At 47.1% G+C, this 17,427-nt stretch carries 17 protein-coding genes; 15 read left to right on the top strand and 2 right to left on the bottom strand.

Features of this window, described 5'->3' with window-relative positions:
• Positions 1-597 precede the first annotated feature (597 nt).
• From ACN6MW_RS19260 to ACN6MW_RS19295, 8 genes are all read left to right on the top strand, one after another.
• Entirely contained in the window at positions 598-2,154 is a 1,557-nt protein-coding gene (locus ACN6MW_RS19260) for a 2-isopropylmalate synthase (protein ID WP_419876390.1), read from the top strand.
• A 113-nt stretch (positions 2,155-2,267) separates the two neighbouring features.
• Entirely contained in the window at positions 2,268-3,080 is an 813-nt protein-coding gene (locus ACN6MW_RS19265; RefSeq protein WP_419871657.1) for a class I SAM-dependent methyltransferase, read from the top strand.
• A 535-nt stretch (positions 3,081-3,615) separates the two neighbouring features.
• Complete coding sequence (locus ACN6MW_RS19270) at positions 3,616-4,359, top strand: ABC transporter ATP-binding protein (protein WP_364153980.1); 744 nt, start codon at positions 3,616-3,618, stop codon at positions 4,357-4,359.
• Positions 4,360-4,425: 66 nt separating this feature from the next.
• Positions 4,426-4,653, top strand: coding sequence for a hypothetical protein (locus tag ACN6MW_RS19275; protein WP_419871658.1), 228 nt, complete (start codon positions 4,426-4,428; stop codon positions 4,651-4,653).
• A 48-nt stretch (positions 4,654-4,701) separates the two neighbouring features.
• Positions 4,702-5,631, top strand: coding sequence for a polyprenyl synthetase family protein (locus ACN6MW_RS19280; RefSeq protein WP_419871659.1), 930 nt, complete (start codon positions 4,702-4,704; stop codon positions 5,629-5,631).
• 141 nt (positions 5,632-5,772) lie between these two features.
• The gene (locus ACN6MW_RS19285; protein WP_419871660.1) at positions 5,773-5,943 is read left to right on the top strand and encodes a hypothetical protein; all 171 of its coding nucleotides are present in this window, start codon (positions 5,773-5,775) and stop codon (positions 5,941-5,943) included.
• 33 nt (positions 5,944-5,976) lie between these two features.
• Positions 5,977-8,373, top strand: a complete 2,397-nt coding sequence (locus ACN6MW_RS19290) for an ATP-binding protein (protein ID WP_419871661.1) — start codon at positions 5,977-5,979, stop codon at positions 8,371-8,373.
• Complete coding sequence (locus ACN6MW_RS19295) at positions 8,351-9,001, top strand: response regulator (protein ID WP_419871662.1); 651 nt, start codon at positions 8,351-8,353, stop codon at positions 8,999-9,001. The genes ACN6MW_RS19290 and ACN6MW_RS19295 overlap by 23 nt, the downstream gene beginning before the upstream one ends.
• Before the next feature lie 105 nt (positions 9,002-9,106).
• Here ACN6MW_RS19295 and ACN6MW_RS19300 read toward each other — a convergent pair whose 3' ends face one another.
• Both ACN6MW_RS19300 and ACN6MW_RS19305 read right to left on the bottom strand, forming a co-directional pair.
• Complete coding sequence (locus tag ACN6MW_RS19300; protein ID WP_419871663.1) at positions 9,107-10,042, bottom strand: phosphotransferase family protein; 936 nt, start codon at positions 10,040-10,042, stop codon at positions 9,107-9,109.
• Positions 10,043-10,077: 35 nt separating this feature from the next.
• Entirely contained in the window at positions 10,078-12,012 is a 1,935-nt protein-coding gene (locus ACN6MW_RS19305; RefSeq protein ID WP_419871664.1) for an ABC-F family ATP-binding cassette domain-containing protein, read from the bottom strand.
• Between the two features lie 153 nt (positions 12,013-12,165).
• Between ACN6MW_RS19305 and ACN6MW_RS19310 the strand changes: the two genes are divergently transcribed.
• The 7 genes from ACN6MW_RS19310 (at position 12,166) to ACN6MW_RS19340 (ending at position 17,393) form a co-directional block, all read left to right on the top strand.
• A complete protein-coding gene (locus tag ACN6MW_RS19310) occupies positions 12,166-12,771 on the top strand; it encodes a 5-formyltetrahydrofolate cyclo-ligase (RefSeq protein ID WP_419871665.1) in 606 nt (201 codons plus the stop codon).
• Between the two features lie 76 nt (positions 12,772-12,847).
• Positions 12,848-13,327 (top strand): cyclic pyranopterin monophosphate synthase MoaC, encoded by a 480-nt coding sequence (moaC, locus tag ACN6MW_RS19315; protein ID WP_419871666.1) that lies wholly within the window; start codon positions 12,848-12,850, stop codon positions 13,325-13,327.
• A gap of 28 nt (positions 13,328-13,355) precedes the next feature.
• On the top strand, positions 13,356-13,850 hold the full coding sequence (locus ACN6MW_RS19320) for a MogA/MoaB family molybdenum cofactor biosynthesis protein (RefSeq protein ID WP_364153955.1): 495 nt from the start codon (positions 13,356-13,358) through the stop codon (positions 13,848-13,850).
• A complete protein-coding gene (locus tag ACN6MW_RS19325) occupies positions 13,847-14,902 on the top strand; it encodes a molybdopterin-binding protein (RefSeq protein WP_419871667.1) in 1,056 nt (351 codons plus the stop codon). The genes ACN6MW_RS19320 and ACN6MW_RS19325 overlap by 4 nt, the downstream gene beginning before the upstream one ends.
• Before the next feature lie 55 nt (positions 14,903-14,957).
• Entirely contained in the window at positions 14,958-15,191 is a 234-nt protein-coding gene (locus ACN6MW_RS19330; RefSeq protein ID WP_364153950.1) for a twin-arginine translocase TatA/TatE family subunit, read from the top strand.
• Positions 15,192-15,322: 131 nt separating this feature from the next.
• Positions 15,323-16,075, top strand: coding sequence for a twin-arginine translocase subunit TatC (gene tatC, locus ACN6MW_RS19335; RefSeq protein WP_364154268.1), 753 nt, complete (start codon positions 15,323-15,325; stop codon positions 16,073-16,075).
• 151 nt (positions 16,076-16,226) lie between these two features.
• Positions 16,227-17,393, top strand: a complete 1,167-nt coding sequence (locus ACN6MW_RS19340) for a YhgE/Pip domain-containing protein (protein WP_419871668.1) — start codon at positions 16,227-16,229, stop codon at positions 17,391-17,393.
• Positions 17,394-17,427 lie beyond the last annotated feature (34 nt).

Genomic DNA, 17,427 nt, shown 5'->3' on the forward strand with positions numbered 1-17,427 from the left:
GTCAACAAGGGTGGTACCGCGCGGGTCTTTATAGCCTGTCGTCTCTTGATTCAAGAGACGACAGGCTTTTCTTGTTGTCCATGAAGCGAAGTATAGATGACCTTTATGACCTATAGACGATCAAGCAGTAAACAACATAGAGCGCAAACGCGATGAACAGGAGCAGTAGAACAATAGGCTGGCAAAGCGATATTCGATAAACCCATGTTCAAAAGTGAGGGATCGAAATCGTACAGAGAGCTGCGGTGTGGTGCAACGCAGTCGAAGCTGAGGTTTGAATCTCGCCTGGGAGCGGAACGGTGGAAAATGGCTGTGCCAGAATGATGGCGCGATTCTACACCGTAACGGCTAGCCGCCGTCATCGGGCATTTAAGCGGGCATGGATTCCTGCAAGGTAGGCAAAGAGCCATTTATTAAGTGGCAGCTTTGTCGAACTTCTGCGGTAAGATCCAGTCAATTAGAGTGGTACCACGGCAGCGAAAGCATGTCGTCTCTTACAAGGAGACGGCATGCTTTTTTTTGTACCCAAAAAAGGACTTAACAATCCAACCGGACTTAACAATCCAACCTTAGGAGGAAATAACAATGGCAAACGAAATGAAAAAAATTCAAATATTCGATACGACTTTACGGGACGGCGAGCAATCGCCAGGGGCATCAATCGACTCCGAGCGTAAAATAATTATTGCCCGCCAGCTTGGGAAATTAGGGATTGATGTCATCGAGCCTGGGTTCCCTGTATCCAGTCCGGGTGAATTTGCAGCCGTACAGCAAATTTCCCGTGAGCTTCAGCATGTTGAAATTGCGGGCTTCGCAAGGGCGGTTAAGGTAGATATTGACGCTGCTGTAAAAGCGACACAGGATGCGGCTCGCAGGCGCCTTCACCTGTTTATCTCATCATCCGACATTCATCTGAATCATCAGCTGCGCAAATCCCGCGATGAAGTAGTAAAGATCGCTCGCGATATGGTCGCTTACGGCAAGCAATTCGTTGATGAAATTGAGTTTTCCGCAATGGACTCGACAAGATCCGGCCGTGATTTTGTTATTCAGCTTGTTGAAGCGGTGATTGCGGAGGGGGCGACGATCATTAACCTTCCGGATACGCTTGGCTACGCCATGCCGGAGGAAATGAAGGAGCTGTTCCAAGCTGTGCGCAAGGAGGCGAGAGGCGGCGATACGGTGAGATACAGTGCGCATTGTCACAATGATCTGGGACTCGCCGTAGCGAACAGCATTGCCGCGATCCATGGGGGCGCAACGCAAATTGAGGTGACAGTAAACGGAATCGGCGAGCGTGCGGGCAACTGTTCCCTTGAAGAGCTGGTCATGGCGATTGAAACGCGCAAGGATGCGGTTCAAGCGGAAACAAACATTCAAATCGGCGAAATTTATGAAACTTCGCGTATCGTTAGCCGCGCGATGAATTTCCCGATTGCATTTAATAAACCTATCGTTGGACGGAATGCGTTCCAGCATGAATCAGGAATCCATCAGGACGGCTTGCTGAAGAACCGCAATACGTATGAAATCATGGATCCGGAGGCGATGGGAATCCCGCGGAACATGATTATTCTAGGTAAACACTCCGGTCGCCATGCGATTAAGCACCGTCTTTCCGAATACGGCATCGACATGACGGAAGCTCAGCTTCAGGATGTGTATGACAAGTTCAAGGAGACAGCCGATGCCCAAAAGATCGTTACGGACGATGAGCTGATCCGTATCGCGGGAGAGCTAACCCAGACCCAGCCGGATCCCTATGTGCTGGTTGACCTGCATGTCCATGCCGGCACGCAGCGGTCGCGCACGGCAACGGTAACGATCCGCGAAAATGAGTTCGGAGCGGAGAAATCGTATATCGCTATGGGAGCAGGCCCGATAGAAGCGGTCATCCATGCGATCCAACAGGCCATACCAGTGGCAGCCGAGTTTGAGGATCTGGAGCTTCATTCGTTATCGACTGGAGAAGATGCCCATGGCGAAGCGGTGGTCAGCATCGTGCACGAGCAGCAGCGCTTCCGCGGGACCTCGATACACAATGATATCGTGCTGGCAGCGGCACAGGCCTATGTAGCAGCTTGCAACCAGGCGGTGATGACAACAGGCAGCAGAGTGGTAGTTGCTTCACAGCCTAATCGAGCGGCAAATTGATCTTTATGGAATACTAAGCTTGGATATCCCATAGCAGAGAATGTTATACGTTCTCTCTTATGGGATGCTGAGCATTATTTTCGGAGTTCGCCTGACTATAGGAGGTAGATCAAATGGATCAAATCATCCGGTACTATAATCAGTTTGATGAATGGGGGCGTCTCGATAGAGCGCCCCTTGAATTTATCGTCAATTGGCATTTTATAAGCCGGTTCCTGCCGGATGGCGGACATGTTTTGGATAACGGGGCCGGTCCCGGAAAATACGCCATGGAGATTGCCCGGGGCGGAAATCCCGTGACATTGGCTGATTTGACGCCGCGGATGGTACAGACGGCGCGCGAAAAGGCGGAGGAGCAGGGGCTTTTAGAACGTTTTAGAGGTTTTCACTCGGCGGATGCCAGAAACTTAAGCATGTTTTCAGACGAGTCCTTTGATGCCTCGCTAATGATGGGACCGCTCTATCATTTGCAGGAGCAGAGGGATAGGGAGCAGGCAGTTAAAGAACTGCACCGGGTGACGCGCAAGAATGGCTATGTGTTTGTTTCCTTTATGACAAGGATAAGGCATTTGCTGAACGCGCTGGCCGATCCGCTAAGCTGGAGGCCTACGGACAATGTCGTCCGGATTCGCGCTTTCTTGGAAACAGGCGTATTCAATCATTCAGACGAAGGCAGGTTTACCGGCGCTTATTCTTTTCATATCGACGACATCAAGCCTTTAATGGAAGCAGGCGGATTTGAAACGGTAAAGCTAATCGGCTCATCCAGTTTGGGTGGCGCATTGTCGAATGAACAGTTTGATTATTGGAAATCGGCTGGGGATAACGAATATCGTTCGTTTCTGCAACTGCTCTATGATTCTGCAGAAAATGTCCATTTATTAGGTTCGTCATCCCATTTGCTGTATATCGGAATCAGAAAATGAAGCGAAACAACTGCCAAATTTAGTGTTGTGCACAAAGTTATCCACAATCACGACCTATTTTGTGTATAACAGGCTGAAATACGCGTAAACACTGGATTTACGAAAGGTTAACACTGTGAACGAATAGGGGATAATTTTTTCGTTATTTTATTGTGGATAATGTGAATAAAGTGGATAAATAAATTAAACGTATGAAAATATACCTATAAATCGACGAAATCCGCGGAAATACTACTATAATACTAGAGTACTACTGACTGAATTAACTAACAATTTATACAGAGTTGTTGATATCTCTGTGGATAACAATGAATAGATTTTTGAGCATGTGAAGGCAGAAAGGACCCCTGTCCTTTCTTTTTTTTGCGCTTATATTGCGGACCGCAAAAAAATTGCGTGAATTACTAGACAGGTTTTCGGTGAAAAAGTTACCGGCATGCGTTATCGTGAAACTATGACGCATACCTAAACATAAATCTCACCTTAAAGCTGGTAGCTTAGGAATGCTTAAGTGTGAATGGAGGTTAACCAAGGAATGGATAAGAAAACGATCATTCAGGTAAGCTCGGTCAGCAAGTATTATGGTGCGAATAGGGCAGTAGACCAAGTATCCTTCAAAGTAAATGAAGGAGAAATATTCGGTATTATCGGTACGCATGGTGCTGGGAAAACGACGCTGCTGGAAATGCTCATGGGTATTCGCATGCCGGACCAAGGCAGCATCCGCATATACGGACATGATGTGGTACTTGAGGCAGAACGATTGAAGGAAGATATCGGAATTCATCTGCAGAGCACGACTTTAGTAGATAAAATGAATGTTCGTGAAGCAATGGAGATGTTTCAGGGCTTTTATAAACGTAAAAACAACTTGGATCGCATAATTGAACAATTCGGGCTTAGTCCATATTCGGATAAATTAGTGAAACGGTTATCGGGCGGTTGGAGGCAACGGACGGCACTCGCTATAGCACTCGTTAATGATCCTAAGATCATATTTCTCGATGAACCGACAACCGGACTCGACCCGCAGGCCAAAAGTGATTATTGGGCGCTGCTGAAGCTGCTTAAGCAGCAGGGGAAGACGATTATTGTCGCTTCGCATGATATGGAAGAGATTCAACGCAATTGCAATCGGGTATGTGTAATGCGCAAGGGTGAATTCGTTACCTGCGATAATCCGTCTACATTAATTGCACAGCTGCCGGGAGGCGGGATGACGATGGAAGCCGTTTATATGCATCACGCAATCGAAATGAATGGGAGTGTGAGCGTATAAGGAGAAACAAAGGGCAGCATCGGTTTTATATCGTATAGGCAAACCTCAAGGAGGGCTTTTTAGTCAATGGATCATCGCGATCGCATCGAAAGTCCGTCAGTCGAGCGCAGAAAACTATTAGAGAAAAGGATGGAGATGATTGCAAGTTTAATGAATCAAATGAATGAGGAGGAGAATCAGAAGAAAGAATCAAGCAAGGAAAAAAAGCGCAAACGCACCTACGACTGCCACGGCATAAACACACTACATTGGTTGGGACAATTCGTATCGACATTTCAGCGTATGTTCTCTTAACGATTTCATAGTATAATAACAGGATCATGATTTGGCGGAGGATCGCTTGTGAAAGATTGTATTCCACTCATTGGTCAACAGATGCAGAAGCAGGTTCAGCGCTTTTTTACCGCTGAGCCTCTTCTGCGTTTCGCAGAAGCTTTTATTGAGGATAAGCTGGCTGAATCGCTTCGATTCGGACAGCTGACGGTACTGCATTACCGGATGTTCGGCGGAAAAGGAGAGGATCCCTGTAAGGCGGCCGCCGCGGTAGAGCTGTTTATATTGGCATCGGATATATTAGATGATTTACAGGATCAGGACGCGCCGCATAAGCCGTGGATGCAAACGCCTTTGCCCGCTGCGATTCATGTCGCGACAGCGCTCCTGACCTTGTCGCAGCAAGCCATGCTTCAAAGCACAACAAATGCTGATATACGGCTCGCGCTTTTGGATATGATGAATGCGCAGTTGATTCAGTCTGCGAACGGTCAGATGCTGGATATTATGAATGAAATGAATGACGAGCAAGCTTATTTAGACGTTATTAAGCAGAAATCAGCGGCACTGCTGCAGTTTGCTTGTATGACAGGCGTTATGCTGGCGGGACAGCCTTGGCATCCTGTCGTGGCAGAGTATTCGCTTGAAATTGGCCTAGCTGCCCAGATTCAAAATGATTTACGGGATTTGTTGCGGTGGGACGACAAAAGCGACTTTTTGCAAAAAAAACGGACGCTGCTCACGCTCTATTTAATAGAAGGGGATACAGAGGAGGATCTTTGGATCAGGGAGTATTTCGAGGGACGCAGATCCACGGAAGAAATCGCCAAAAACCATGAGATTTTTCTCGAAGCATGCGAAAGAACCGGCACGATACTCTATGGGTCTGTAATGAGCCGTATGCACTACAACCGTTTTGAAGAATTACTGGACACGATTCAGGAAATAAGTCCTTGGAAAACGACATTTTTGCATATAATAAACCCTAAAACTACATAAAAACTAACTAATCTATCAAATCACGCAAAAGTCATTTCGGTAAATACGAATCACTTTTGCGTTTCATGTCGATTCATTTCCTGTTATATTATAGGAGTATACTAGTTTTCTAAATATTAGTAGAGAAGCGGAGGAGTTAAAATGTTAAAAGAAACGATTCGTCAGTTGGTAAGCGGCACTGGAAATATGTCTATGGCTATGGGTGGTCAGTTGCAAATTGCAGGTGTTTCAGCGGCTGAACAAAAAGCTCTTCTTGGCGAACTTAAAGAAAAAAATGAAAAGAACAGCGGATACGCTTATATGTGGAGCTAAATACCTAAATATGCTTGAAGGGAAGAGGACAGCATGAAACCTACACTTCTGAATCGCATTATTGTAATCCTCTTCCTGGCAGTATTTTTATCGTCGTTGTTGTATCTGACTTCAGTTATTGTCCGGATACCATCGATAGGTGCGGTACTGATTAAGGATTCCAGCGATCGTTATATCGTGAAATCAATAGAGCCTGCAGGGCAGGCAGAGGTAAGAGGAATTCGGGTAGGCGACCAAATACTCGAGATAAACGGAAATCCCGTAGAGGAGTTTCGTAACGTTGAGAAATATAATTCTATCGAGTACGCCGATAATGTTCTAATCTTGCATAAAGACAATGTTCAGCAAGAGATAGCTTTTCCGAAAGGCTGGACAGGTGATCATTCGCTCTGGGAACTATTGATTCAGTTGTACATCCCAGGTATATCACTTGTTATTTTTTGTGCCTTCTCCGGTTTTCTGTATGTGAAGCGAAGGAATGACAGAGCCGTCATTATGCTCATTCTTTTCTTTATTTCAATCGGGATCAGCTATTATAGCTCGGCTGCTTCCTATCGCAGCGATCCTGTGGGGCTCACCATTATTTATCTCTTATTGCCTGTCATATCCTTATTATTTATGGGCTTTATGAACATTTATTTGCAACGGTTCGATGTTCAGTTTATTAGCAGGAAGCTGCTGCGGACATTATTTGGCGTAGCCGGATTAGTAGGCGTTGCCAGCTTGCTCTATATATGGACCGATTTATTTCCTATTCAATTTTATAGCTATATCGAGATGGCCTTTAGCGGTATTGTGCTCTTAGGCAATTTAGTGTGCGTTTATAAGCTTGTTCGAAAGTTTATCAAGCATCGGAGCACGAAACTTCATTCTTTGTTTACCATTACTTTGATTTCGCATCTCGTTGCATTTACTCCATTCGCGACGCTTAATTTGCTTCCGCAAATATTTGGGAAAGACCAAATATTACCGGCTGCTTTTACTGCGCTTTTCTTATTCGTTCTGCCAATTGTCTATTTCTATCTTTCAACCTCGAATCAATTGTTCGACATTGATTTTATATTGACTAGATTTAAATATTATACGGCGCTTGCTTTTATTCCGGCAGTTATCGTAGCTGCTCTGGTAGCGTTTGTATTACTAGGAGAGAACAATCCGTCATGGGCCGCATGGTTTGGCGTATTTTTTGTCATCTACATCGGAATGACGTTGTTTTTATATGCGAAGGAACAGATAGATCAGCGATTCAGGCCAAAGCTTTTTAAGGCCATGTACAGCTATCAGGACAGTTTGGATCGTTTTTCGCGTAAGATTGCCAGAGTTATGAAGCAAAGCGATTTGGAAGCCGTGCTAAAACAAGAGATCTCTGATCTACTGCCTGTAAACCGAATTACCTTTTTGCTCGTGGAGCAAGCAGAGAATACCGTATATCCGATGGGAGAGCATCCGGAGGAGCTAATCACGGCAGAATTTTTGCTGGGTACGGTAAACTCCCTGCAAGTTGGCGAATTGATAGAGCTCCCTTACGGGCTGGGCCTTGTCATCGGCAGGCAGCGTTCGAGGTATCATATCCTGTGGATCGGCATGAAGACCAATCACACCCGCTTCAATTCGGACGAGCTTCGATGGCTAAAGACGATGTCGAACTATTCCAGCATTGTATTCGAAAACTTATATCTAATCGAAGGTTTAATTGAAGACTTGGAATCAGAGGTGCGTAAGGAGCATTCAACGTCGCCTTGGGTTCTCCGCCTTCTCTTCTGCTTGTCTGAGAACGAAAGAAGAAAGCTTGCCGCGGATTTGCATGATTCAGCGCTTCAGGATCAGCTGCTCTGGTACAGGAAGCTTGAAGCCATTATGATGGATTATCCAATATCCGACAGCCTTGGCCGCGAGCTTGAAGACATAAAAGAAGGTCTTCTGGATGTCATTCATCAAATACGTGAAACCTGCAATGAGCTGCGTCCGCCTCTATTGAAAGAGATGGGGGTCGTTGAGGCAGTGGAATCCATTATCGAGCATACTCAAATGCGCGTGAATTTTGCGGTCGATTTCCGTGCCAAATCGTTCAATCGCCCGCTTAATGAGGAGCAAATTACGGCGATTTATCGTATCGTGCAGGAATTGCTGCGGAATGCGGATAAGCATTCACAGGCCAAACTCGTCACCCTTGAGCTTGAACTGCGAAAAGGAACTATATATTTCCGATACCAAGACGATGGTGTCGGCATGGATGTCAATCAAATGATCGTTTCTTTTGAGCACATGGGCTTGTCAGGAATTAAAGAACGGGTGACAGGACTTGAGGGAGATATATCATTTTATTCTCAAAGCGGTAATGGCCTGGAGGTTGTTATTTTATTGCCAGAGATCATGACAACCGGTAGATCGGAGAGGGGTATATCGCGTGATTCGTATCTTATTAGTTGATGATCATCCTTCCGTTGGGGAAGGAACCAAAACAATGATCGAGCAAGATAGCGAAATGTCGGTATCGGTTGTGTTATCTGCAATCGAAGCGCTGGATATCGTGCAAATCGAGCATTTTGATCTCATATTATGTGATTTAAATATGCCGGGCATTAGCGGATTGGAATTGACGAAGCGACTTATACAACAGGATCCCGAACGCAAGGTTATTATATACTCCGGCTACGAAATTGGTTCGCATTTTAATTTGCTTATCGAATCAGGCGTTTCCGGCTTTATATCCAAGACAGTATCGCGAGAACAGCTCCATAATGCAATAAGAAGCGCTATGAGAGGGGATACGGTGATTCCGATCTCCTTGCTAAAGCAGCTGAGGCGGCATGAAGTGACCATCGGACGTTCGGAAGTTACGATTGAGGATGTGTCCATCAACGAGAAGGAACAAACGATTTTGCATGAGGTGGCTACCGGCATTAGCAATAAAGAGCTGGCAGCCATGCTGCACGTAAGCCAAAGAAATGTGGAATATCAGCTTTCGCGTATTTTCGATAAGCTTAATGTCCGCTCGCGTTCAGAGGCGATCAAAGAGGCGCAGCGTCTAGGCTTGATAAGCCTGGAGCAATATTAGATAGCAAGCAGTTGTTCCTTTAACAAGCTAAGTATTAAACGGATTAATAGTAAACGGCAGATTAGGGCTTAGACCTTAATCTGCCGTTTTGTATGCGGGCGATTGTTAATGGCCCGAAGCTATATCCAATAAGCTAAGCATATAGTCATCAAGGCGCTCGGCCATCAAAGCATCCGTTAAACCGGTTACCCCGAAGGCAGGCCAGCCGGGATACACCGATGGCGGCCCAAAAAGGATCTCAATTAACGACAAGCAATCCCAATAGGGTTCGTAGTGATAGGCTGGGCCGGCATGTTTCTCATATGCGATCAGAAAAGCATCCGCGGTTTTTATACCGTAGAGCTGAGCTAAATTTAACCGGCAATGGCCGACATCAATTCCAGCGGGCCCTTGGCATGCATTTACCCAATCGACAACGCCGCTGATTTGGTTATGATGCCATAATACATTAGTAGGATGATAATCCCGGTGTATAAAGCATGGCTTGGTATCGGGACGTGGTCCTTTTACGATGGCAATGATTTTGTTCCAAGAATCTTTATTGCCGGACCATGATGGAGCCTCTAAGGATGAGACATCATTGTACGTAAAATAGCTCCAAGGATGGCTACTTGCCTCCGTCGTATGAATTTGAGCGAGCGTTTTTGCTAAGCCGTCTACCCACAGCGCCATATTCGGAGGCTGAAGGTCGACGCTGCCCTCAAGCTGAGTCATTAATACGACAGGTATGCCGCAATCACGGCCAGTTTCGTCAAAAGCGAGAATTCGCGGCGTAGGCACGCCGGTCTTTGCTGCCCAGCGGAGGCTTTCAGCTTCATGAAGCGCTAAATCAGGCTCTTGTTTAAGCCAATCGGCATTGTCGAATTGACGCAATACGACTTTGGATTCGACGCCTTGAACCATGATGGTGATGCTGTGAACGATAGAAGACATGCCGCCATGCAGACGATCAACGGATTGAACGGCAGCAAGCGGATGAACCGCGGCAGCAACCCATTTAAGAAGGCATTCAGGAAGTAGTGGATTAGAAATGGCAGTCATGCTTTTCCGTCCTTTCCCTAATGAAAAATCTCTTCTTACATATACTGCTCCCATTCCTCATAGGCGGAAGCCAAAGATGTCTTGCGCGATTCGATAGCAGCCTGTATTTCTTGGATGCGGATATAATCATTAAAAATGCCGGGATCGGCTAGCTGCTCCTCCAAATCGGTAACTTGCTGCTCTAATGCAGCAATGTCTTGTTCCAATTGATCGAGCTTACGCTGCCTGGTTCGTTCTTCACGTTTAGCTTGTTTGTCGGCCTCATAGGAATTCGTCGGTAAATTGTCGGTTACGGTGGCAGATTTCGAGCCTGAAGCTTGTTTTGACAGCGCTTCGAGCCTAGCTTCCTCGATTTCAAGTTTTTTCTCTATCATTTCGTCATAATTTCCTAGGAAATGATCGGTTCCTGACGGTTTGAGTTCGACAATCCGTTCAGCCATCTTGTTGAGGAAGTAACGGTCATGTGAAATGAAGAGCAAGGTCCCTTCATAATCAAGCAAAGCTGCTTCGAGAACTTCTTTGCTGAATAGATCGAGATGGTTGGTAGGCTCATCCAAAATCAAGACGTTGGCCTGAGCCAGCATCAGCTTAGCCAATGAAACGCGGGCTTTCTCACCGCCGCTAAGCGAAGAGATCCGCTTCAGAACATCCTCGCCGCTGAATAAAAAGTTACCGAGAACGGTGCGTATACGAGCTTCCTCCATATGGGAATAGTGCCCCCATACTTCTTCGAGGACCGTATTTTGTCCGTTCAGCTTGGTCTGTTCTTGGTCGTAATAGCCGACCTTTACATGGGTTCCGAATCTTACGGTGCCTGTCGTAGGCTCATTTTGACCGACAATTACTTTAAGCAGCGTCGATTTGCCGATACCGTTAGGCCCGATTAAAGCGACGGTTTCGCCGCGAGTAAGCTGGAAGGACACATTACGGAAAATCGGCGTATCCTTACCGGGAAAAGTAACCGAAACATCATTTACCGCGAGCACGTCTTTGCCTGTCTGACGCTCGATTTCAAAGGTGAAATGCGCTTTTTTTAAATCGCCCTGAGGCTTGTCTAAACGATCCATTTTGTCGAGCGCTTTGCGTCTGCTTTGGGCACGCTTAGTCGTTGAAGCGCGTACGAGATTGCGTTGAACGAATTGTTCCATTCTTGAAATTTCATCCTGCTGCTTCTCGAATTGCCGCATATTGATTTCATATTCCGCGGCTTTAAGCTCCATATAGCGGCTGTAATTGCCGGTATAACGTTTAGAGGTATGACGTTCAATTTCAATAATGGTTTGGGCGAGCGCGTCGAGAAAGTAACGGTCATGGGAAACGACCAGGATAGCACCCGAGTATCCGCGCAAATAAGACTCAAGCCAGGTTAATGTCTCAATATCGAGATAGTTGGTAGGCTCATCCAGCATAAGCAAATCCGGCGCTTGAAGCAGGATGCGCGCAAGCGCGAGGCGCGTTTTCTGGCCTCCGCTAAGCGTCGAGATTAACGTGTCGGACGGGAAGCTTCCGAAGCCCATCCCATGCAAGACGCTGTTAATGCGCGTATTGATCTCGAATCCGCCTTGCTCCCGGTACCAATCCGAGCGTTTGGCGTAACGATCCAGCGTATCCGCATAACGCTTCTCATCGCCATGAAGAGCCGGATCCGCAATTTTGATCTCAAGCTCGCGAAGCTCCTGCTCCGCTTCGATTAAATGCGAAAAGACGGCACGCATCTCTGCTTCAATGGTCCGATGGGATTGCAAGCCGCTGTTTTGGGCGAGATAACCGATTTTTGTTTCTTTTGCTTTGTGAACGGCGCCCGAATCTGCGGACATTTCACCTGCAATTATTTTGAGTAACGTTGATTTTCCTGCGCCGTTTACGCCAACGAGTCCGATGCGCTCGCGCTCCTGCACCTGCATAGAAATATTGGATAATACGACATTTACGCCGTAGCTTTTTGTAATATTGGAAACCTGCAGCAGCATTTTGAAACCTCCAACAAAAAATTGTAAAGAACGAATGCTTTTACTACTCATTAGTGTACCATAAACGAGCGCTGGCATTGGCGAAAGTTGCATAACAGTGGTAAACTACTTTTAATGAAAGAAAATGATGGGAACTGAAATAGGTGAGTGTTTTTGGCTGAACTAAATCAACTGGGCGATAAAGCTTACATACGTAATCAAATGATGATTAAACGCAATAGTTTGCCTCAAGAGCAGCGGGAATTATGGTCAGAAACTGCCTGTGCGAATGCAGAAAAATTACTCGAGAGCCGGAATGCAGACGCATTTATGGTGTACGCAGCTTTCCGGAGCGAGCTAGATTTATCGCGTCTCATTGAATGGGGCTGGCGTACGGGACGGGATGTCCTTGCACCGCGATGCTTAGCCGCAGACCGATCGATGACGCTGCATTATTTGCGGAGCTGGGACGACCTGATGCCGGGAGCATACGGAATCATGGAACCCAATCCGGATAAGACGCCAAAACTGGATGATTATGCTCCTTCCGTTATTTTTGTCCCAGGCATCGCTTTTAGTAAGGATGGCGGCCGTCTTGGCTACGGAGGCGGTTATTATGATCGTTTTGCCGAAGCCTATCAAGGAAAAAACGGTAAGGCGGCGAATACGTTATGGATCGGAATGTCGTTTGAGGATCAGCTTACAACCGAGATCCCGCATGAGCGGCATGACTTAAAAATGGATGGCTTGATTACCGAGCGCGGCATCCGCTTGTTTTAGCTGGAGGTATTAACGCGAAACGCGCTTTGACCGGCAGAAGGCAAAGCTTCCGTTTACGCTAGAAGGAGCGATAGAGGTGGAGTTGACGCATTTTAACGAGCAGGGCCGGGCAAAGATGGTGGACATCTCCGATAAGGAAGTCACTTCACGTACGGCAGTCGCTCAAACCAAAGTAACGATGAACCAAGAAACGTTAGCGCAAATCAAAGCAGGAAAAATCGGTAAGGGCGACGTCCTTGCGGTTGCCCAAGTGGCAGCGGTCATGGCCGCCAAAAAAACAGCAGATTGGATTCCAATGTGCCATCCACTCCCTCTCACAGGCATAAACGTGGTATTCAGCGATAATGGAACCGATGAGCTTTACATCGAAGGAACAGTGAAGACGACCGGAAAAACCGGCGTTGAAATGGAAGCTCTGACAGCTGTCTCTGCCGCAGCCTTAACGGTATACGACATGTGCAAGGCGCTGCAAAAGGATATGGTCATCGGGCCTACGCTGCTTGTTTCCAAAACAGGCGGCAAAAGCGGCGATTATCAGATTTCGTCAAACCCATGAGCGGAACAAGAAATGGGAGGAATGGTAAATGCGGTGGAAGGTAGCAATTTTAACGGCAAGCGATAAAGGCTCACGCGGGGAACGCGAAGATACGAGTGCTCAGGTTATCCGTGAGTTGGTGGAGGAAGAGCTAGGCGGCGAGATCATCGATTATCGCATCGTTCCGGACGAGCAGGATGAAATCATGGCGGCTCTCATCGAGATGACGGAGTATTTTAATGCCGATCTTGTCCTAACCACAGGCGGAACGGGTCTTGCACTCCGGGATGTTACACCCGAAGCAACGCTTAAGGTCATTGATAGAGCGGTGCCGGGTCTGGCAGAGGCCATGCGTATGGGAGCTCTACAGAAGACAAGAAGAGCCATGCTCTCAAGAGGAGTGTGCGGAATTAGAGGCAGCTCGCTCATTATCAACCTGCCTGGCAGCCCGAAAGGCGTGCATGAGAGCTTAATGGCAATCATGGATCAATTGCCGCACGCACTGAACATTTTATCCGGAGAGATTGGGGAACACAACGCATGAGCCAGAAAAAGCAGCTTTCAGAGGACGAAGTCCAGCAGCATGGATCGACCGTGCTTAAAGAGGTATCGGTATATGATGCAATCGGATTGCGCTTGGCCCATGATTTGACGCGAATTATTCCCGGACAGTTCAAAGGACGTTTATTCAAAAGAGGGCATGTCGTGACAGAAGCGGATATTCCTAATCTTCTGGATATCGGCAAAGAGCATATATACATCATGGAGCTTGGCGAGAGCGAGCTTCATGAGGATGATGCCGCCATTCGTATGGCCGAAGCATTATATGGGGATCAGCTTATGCTGTCGGAGCCCCACGAGGGCAAAGTAAGCATCAAATCGAAGCTGCTTGGCCTGGCTGAAGTTGATAAGGGAATGGTTGATGCCATTAATGAGCTGGGCGAAATTGCGCTGGCTACCATAAAGTCGAAAACAGTCGTTAAACCCGGGCAGCCGCTTGCCGCGACGAGAGCAATCCCGCTTGTCGTACCGAAGACGAAGGTGGAGACGGTTGAGAGGCTCGCCGCTGAATATCGCGAAGCAAATGACGGGGCTGCACCGCTGCGCGTGCGCCCTTTCCGTAGATTTCGAGTCGGGCTGCTAACGACTGGCGGAGAAGTGTTCAATGGCAGAATCGAAGATAAATTCGGACCCGCCGTTAGAAGCAAGCTGGAAGAGCTTGGCTCAGAGGTTGCGGAGCAGCGCTTTTCTCCTGATGATCGACAAACAATTGTCAAGGAAATACACTATTTGCTCGAACAACGGTATGATATGATACTAGTAACAGGCGGAATGTCGGTTGATCCCGATGATCGCACGCCAGGCGCGATAAAAGCCGCGGGAGCGGACATTGTAAGCTATGGCACGCCTATGCTTCCAGGTTCGATGCTGCTTGTCGGTTATATCAACAGCGTACCGATTATGGGACTGCCAGGCTGCGTTATGCATGATCCCTATACGTCCTTCGACGTGCTGCTGCCGCGTATTTTAGCGGGAGATACCATTATTCGCGAGGATATTGTCAGTATGGGATACGGGGGTTTGAACAACTGTTAACGATTGCTGCTTACGAAGTAGGCATACTCCGTAAAGCTTTGAGGAGGTATACAATATGTCAGGAATAGGTGCAACGGGTATTATCCTGCTCGTTCTGGTTGCTTTGCTTCTGTTTGGACCGAATAAACTGCCAGAGCTTGGACGTGCTTTTGGACGGACACTGCGTGAATTCAAATCCGGAGCGAGAGAAATGATGGATGACGAAGACCGCAAAGACAAGGATTCAAGCCGGGTTGAAGTGAATCGCTCGGAAAATAAAGATAAAGACAATAAGCGGCTTCCGGACTAACCGGGCCCGCTTTTTTCTTGAACAAAAAGGCTGTTAACGCTTGGCGAGGGAGGTAAGTACGGGTGGGATCGGATGCAAATCATAAAACGGAGCAGACATCGCGTAAAGCGCTCCTTCAACAGGAAGGGCTCATGCCGCTTCTAGAGCATCTTGGAGAGCTTCGCAAACGTATTGTCTACGTGCTCATTATACTGACGATAGGCTTAGTAGTCGGATTGATACTCGCGCAGCCTACTTATAATTTTCTAATGAGCCAGAAGCCGGCAAACACGATTTCATTGCATACGTTTTCGCTTTGGGACGGTATCGGTATGTATATGAAATTCGCTTTTGTGATTGCCTTGATTATTGCGCTTCCTATGATTGCTTATCAGCTCTGGGCATTCGTAAAGCCGGCGCTGCGCAAAAACGAACAGCGTTCTACGCTTAAATACGTGCCGTTCGCGCTAATCATGTTTTTGATTGGCCTGGCATTTTCGTATTATGTCGTGTTTCCGCTTGCGTTCAACTTTACAAGAACGGTCTCGCAGCATTTAAACCTTGAGGAAACCTACGGGATCGCGCAATATTTTACGTTTATGTTTAATTTGCTTATTCCGATATCACTCCTTTTCGAGCTGCCGCTTGTCATTATGTTTTTGACGGCGATTCGATTGGTGAATCCGAAGCGGCTTCGCAAAATGCGCCGGCTCGCATACTTCATCATGGTGCTTATCGGGGTGATGATCACGCCTCCGGATTTCATATCGGATATTTTAGTGGCCATTCCCTTAATTATTTTGTACGAAGTCAGTGTGTTTCTATCGGGTACGGTGCATAAAAAACAGCTGGCAGCGGATGCGAAATGGGAAGCGGAATACGGAGAATCATACAATAATGCGTAACGGGAAGAAGAGGACAATCCTCTTCTTCCTTTTTTTATATCTAATCATTTCTTAGTTGCTTCCGCTTGTTGACAAAATAAAACTTTCCGCTTAAGATTTAAACAGATGTTTTAAACGTTTGTTTAAATAGAGAAAACGGGAGTGGTTCAATATGAAAAATGCTTTGCAAGCTTTTATGAAACGCCCAACCACATGGGTTGGCATTATTACGGCGATCATGTTCCAAGTGATCTTCTCCGTCATTTGGATGACGGGTTATAACGGCGTTACGGATCGGATCGATCAGCTGCATATCGCGGTTGTCAATGAAGACCAGCAAATGGGCCAGCAGATTGCCAGCGGACTTGTTCAAAATTTGCCGTTCAGCATGAATCAAATCAATGCCATTGACGAGGCGAAGCAGAAGCTCGATGAGCGTGAGGTTCAGATGATCGTCTGGATACCTGCCGACTTTTCTCAAAAGGCTGCAGCAGCAGACGGTACGGCATCGATCCAATATCTAATCAACGAATCCAACCCCGCGTTAATTAAAAGCATTATGAGCGGCGCGGCTGCGCAAATAACAGCAGAAGTGAATAAGCAAGCAGTAAGCGGCGGCATTCAAACGGTCCTCGGCAATATGCAGCTTCCGGCGGAGCAAGCAGGAGCAGCCGCGCAAGGATTGTCAGAGCGCGTGACTTCAGAGATCCAGTCGACGAACGTTATTCAAGGTATGAACAATCAGATGGTTCCAATGATGCTGGTGCTGGCTTCTTATGTTGGCGCGATGATCATGGGAATGAACTTTGAACAATCTGCGATGGCGATAAGTGCGGCAGTAAGCAGATGGCAGCGTTTTGCGGCAAGAAGCATTCTTAATGCTGCGGCAGCCGTGATCGTATCGTTGATAGGCTCATCGCTGCTCGCTGCGTTTGGCGGCCAAATGGCCCAAGGCTTCCTTCATATTTGGTTATTCCAGCTGCTGTTCGTCCTGACTTTTATTTTTGTATCGCAAATGTTTATTTACTTGTTTGGCATGAGCGGAATGCTGTTTAATATTATGTTGTTGTCCGCACAGCTGGTTACCTCTGGCGCGATCGTGCCTCGCGAATTGCTGTCGGATTTTTACGTGAAGCTAGGAGATGTTCTTCCGGCCACGTATGCGGTAGAAGGCACGATGAACATTTTGTTCGGCGGCCCAGCCGCAACGGCTGACGCATTGACATTAAGCCTCATCGCGATTGTCGCCATTGCGGTTAGCGCAGCAGCCGTAGCGGTGAAACGGCAGGTTGTTCGCCAACAGGAGCCAGCCGCAGTCATTGCCGGTCAAAACCGGTAAAAACCAATGTTGATCTTGCTGTTCGCTCGCGGTT

It is taken from the genome of Pristimantibacillus sp. PTI5 (genome assembly GCF_048572955.1).
Lineage (GTDB): Bacteria > Bacillota > Bacilli > Paenibacillales > Paenibacillaceae > Pristimantibacillus.

Bases quoted from the DNA above. Each gene is read 5' to 3' on its own strand.
- ACN6MW_RS19260 (WP_419876390.1), top strand. From the start codon at position 598: ATGAAAAAAATTCAAATATTCGATACGACTTTACGGGACGGCGAGCAA.
- ACN6MW_RS19265 (WP_419871657.1), top strand. From the start codon at position 2,268: ATGGATCAAATCATCCGGTACTATAATCAGTTTGATGAATGGGGGCGT.
- ACN6MW_RS19270 (WP_364153980.1), top strand. From the start codon at position 3,616: ATGGATAAGAAAACGATCATTCAGGTAAGCTCGGTCAGCAAGTATTAT.
- ACN6MW_RS19275 (WP_419871658.1), top strand. From the start codon at position 4,426: ATGGATCATCGCGATCGCATCGAAAGTCCGTCAGTCGAGCGCAGAAAA.
- ACN6MW_RS19285 (WP_419871660.1), top strand. From the start codon at position 5,773: ATGTTAAAAGAAACGATTCGTCAGTTGGTAAGCGGCACTGGAAATATG.
- ACN6MW_RS19290 (WP_419871661.1), top strand. From the start codon at position 5,977: ATGAAACCTACACTTCTGAATCGCATTATTGTAATCCTCTTCCTGGCA.
- ACN6MW_RS19300 (WP_419871663.1), bottom strand. From the start codon at position 10,042: ATGACTGCCATTTCTAATCCACTACTTCCTGAATGCCTTCTTAAATGG.
- ACN6MW_RS19305 (WP_419871664.1), bottom strand. From the start codon at position 12,012: ATGCTGCTGCAGGTTTCCAATATTACAAAAAGCTACGGCGTAAATGTC.
- ACN6MW_RS19320 (WP_364153955.1), top strand. From the start codon at position 13,356: ATGCGGTGGAAGGTAGCAATTTTAACGGCAAGCGATAAAGGCTCACGC.
- ACN6MW_RS19325 (WP_419871667.1), top strand. From the start codon at position 13,847: ATGAGCCAGAAAAAGCAGCTTTCAGAGGACGAAGTCCAGCAGCATGGA.
- ACN6MW_RS19330 (WP_364153950.1), top strand. From the start codon at position 14,958: ATGTCAGGAATAGGTGCAACGGGTATTATCCTGCTCGTTCTGGTTGCT.
- tatC (WP_364154268.1), top strand. From the start codon at position 15,323: ATGCCGCTTCTAGAGCATCTTGGAGAGCTTCGCAAACGTATTGTCTAC.
- ACN6MW_RS19340 (WP_419871668.1), top strand. From the start codon at position 16,227: ATGAAAAATGCTTTGCAAGCTTTTATGAAACGCCCAACCACATGGGTT.